Raw genomic sequence first — 1,042 nt, 5'->3', positions numbered from 1 at the left:
GAGTCGCAAGCACCCTGATGCCAGTGCCGAAATGCTGTGCAAGCCTTTTGGGCATTACGTTATTGATCTGACTTTGGCGCGGCATTGGGCGATCATGGGCAAGCATCAGCTGGCTGAAGGATTGCTACTGAACATGAGTGGCAAACACCTCGGTGACCGTGTTGAAAGGCTTTGCAGGGTCAGTGGAAACCGTGAGATTGACCTGAGCCTGGCCCTGGTCTGGCAAGTTACGGAAAAGCTGGAACTTTCTGGAAAGATGCTGCTGAACCTGAGCGGCAAGCACCCTGGTAACAGTGAAGAAATCCTGTGTCAGCCCTGTGGAAATTATGAAATTGATTTGGCCCTGGTTCGATACTGGGGGCGAGTAGGCCAATATAACAGGGCTGAAAATCTACTGCTGAACATGATGGGCAAAAAACCCAATCAAAATAAAGAAATCCTGTGTCAACCCTGTGGAGATCATGTCCTGGATCTGGCTCTGGCCCGACTCTGGGAGACGATGGGCAACTATGAATGGGCTGAAAGACTGCTGCTGAACATGAGTCACAAGCACCCCAATGACAATGAAGAACGCCTGTGCAAGCCTTGTGGAAAGCAAGAGATTGATCTGGCACTGGCAAGAAATTGGGAGATGCAGCACAAATATACACTGACTGAAAGGTTGCTGTTGAACATGGCCGGCAAGTCTCTCTTCGCCGGAGAGGAAGCGCTGTGCAAACCCACCGGAAATCTCAACATTGATCTGACTCTGGTGAAATTTTGGGAGCTAACGGGCGACCATAAACGGACTGAAAAACTACTGCTGAACATGAGTGGCAAGCATCCCAAAGCCACTGAAGAATTACTGTGCAAACCCTGTGGGCGTCCTCTGATTGACCTGGCCCTGGCACGAATCTGGGAGGTAATAGGCAAACATACACGGTCTGAAAAACTGTTGCTGAACATGAGTGACAAGCACCCCGATGACACTGAGGAAGACCTGTACAGACCCAGCGGAAATCACGATCTTGATCTGGCCCTGGTCCGCCTCTGGCAGGTGATG

The 1,042-nt window shown here is 50.8% G+C and carries 1 protein-coding gene; it reads left to right on the top strand.

The window, feature by feature from the left end; translation table 11 throughout:
- A partial coding sequence (locus tag KDK19_RS12675; protein ID WP_257292105.1) for a hypothetical protein occupies positions 1 to 1,042 on the top strand: 1,042 nt, incomplete at both ends.

This window comes from Endozoicomonas sp. ONNA1 (genome assembly GCF_024606325.1).
GTDB lineage: Bacteria > Pseudomonadota > Gammaproteobacteria > Pseudomonadales > Endozoicomonadaceae > Endozoicomonas_A.
The sequence above is the reverse complement of the archived record's forward strand: the minus strand, read 5'-3'. Positions and strand labels throughout refer to the sequence as shown.